At 60.4% G+C, this 1,272-nt stretch carries 1 protein-coding gene; it reads left to right on the forward strand.

Annotated elements, in window-relative coordinates; genetic code table 11:
• The coding region (gene glyA, locus AC2FJV_RS20145) for a serine hydroxymethyltransferase (RefSeq protein ID WP_496714489.1) at positions 1-1,272 on the forward strand (1,272 nt) is incomplete at its 5' end.

Here is a 1,272-nt window from a genome sequence, read left to right on the forward strand (position 1 = left end):
GGTTTTTTCACCCAGTCTCTCTCAGCGCGCGACCCAGAGCTGTTCGGCTCGATCACGTCCGAGCTGGGCCGTCAGCGCGACGAGATCGAATTGATCGCGTCCGAGAACATCGTCTCTGCTGCCGTGATGGAAGCGCAGGGCTCGGTGATGACCAACAAATACGCCGAAGGATACCCCGGCAGGCGTTACTATGGCGGGTGTCAATTTGTTGATATCGCTGAAAATATGGCCATCGACCGCGCCAAGCAGCTGTTCGGTTGCGGCTTTGCAAACGTCCAGCCGAACTCTGGCTCTCAGGCAAACCAGGGCGTGTTCCAGGCACTGATCAAACCCGGCGACACCATCCTGGGCATGAGCCTGGATGCGGGGGGCCACCTGACCCATGGCGCCGCACCCAACCAGTCGGGCAAGTGGTTCAACGCCGTCCATTACGGTGTGCGCAAACAGGACAACCAGATCGACTATGACCAGATCGAAGCGCTGGCGAAAGAGCATCAGCCCAAGCTGATCATCGCAGGCGGGTCGGCCATTCCGCGCATCATTGATTTTGCCCGCATGCGCGAGATCGCGGACATGGTCGGCGCCTATCTGCATGTCGACATGGCCCATATCGCCGGTCTGGTCGCGACAGGCGCACACCCATCGCCCTTCCCGCATGCGCATGTGGCTACTACCACCACGCATAAAACCCTGCGCGGTCCGCGGGGCGGCATGATCCTGACCAATGACGAGGCGATCGCCAAGAAAGTGAACTCGGCCATCTTCCCTGGCATTCAGGGTGGCCCGCTGATGCATGTCATCGCGGCCAAGGCCGTGGCCTTTGGCGAAGCACTGCGACCCGAGTTCAAGGACTACATCGCCCAGGTGGTCACCAACGCGCAGGTCCTGTCGGACCAGTTGATCAAAGGTGGGCTGGACACAGTCACCCACGGCACCGATACCCACGTGGTTCTGGTGGACCTGCGCCCTAAAGGCGTCAAAGGCAACGCGACTGAAAAGGCACTGGGCCGGGCGCATATCACCTGCAACAAGAACGGTGTCCCGTTCGATCCCGAAAAACCGATGGTGACCAGCGGCATCCGCCTTGGCAGCCCCGCAGGTACAACGCGTGGCTTTGGCGAGGCCGAGTTCCGCCAGATCGCCGACTGGATCATCGAAGTGGTCGACGGTCTGGCCGCAAATGGCGAGGACGGTAACGGTGAGGTCGAGGCCAAAGTCAAAGCCGAAGTCGCAAACCTCTGCGCCAGATTCCCTATCTATCCAAACTTGTAA

The organism is Ruegeria sp. CDSA241, from assembly GCF_059611265.1.